Origin of the sequence: Bartonella sp. CL63NXGY (assembly GCF_042194905.1) — a bacterium.
GTDB lineage: Bacteria > Pseudomonadota > Alphaproteobacteria > Rhizobiales > Rhizobiaceae > Bartonella.
In genome coordinates this window covers 335-608 of sequence record NZ_JBHINK010000132.1, presented here as the reverse complement: position 1 = coordinate 608, position 274 = coordinate 335, and the positions used below count along the sequence as shown (strand labels likewise).

Below are 274 nucleotides of genomic sequence, written 5' to 3'. Positions count from 1 at the left end.
GATTTTCGGAATCGCTATAATGTCAATGTAATTATTATTGTGTCTACAGACGATGAGATTAACCAAATGCCACAGGCTGACGATGTTATCCAACCACACGATAAGATTACGGTTGTTGGAGAACTCAAAGATATTCGACACTTGAACGATATTGTTGGCTAGGTGGTAAACATGAAATTTCTAATTATCCTAATCGTTTTAATAGTATTAGTAATCGCTGGCTTGTATGCCCATACCCTTTTTTATGGTAGTGCCAAAATCTGGCAACAGATTT

General features: G+C 36.5%; 1 protein-coding gene. It reads left to right on the top strand.

The genetic code is table 11. From position 1 onward, the window contains the following. A partial coding sequence (locus ACFIK0_RS09705; RefSeq protein WP_375663962.1) for a TrkA C-terminal domain-containing protein occupies nucleotides 1-162 on the top strand: 162 nt, incomplete at its 5' end. Nucleotides 163-274 lie beyond the last annotated feature (112 nt).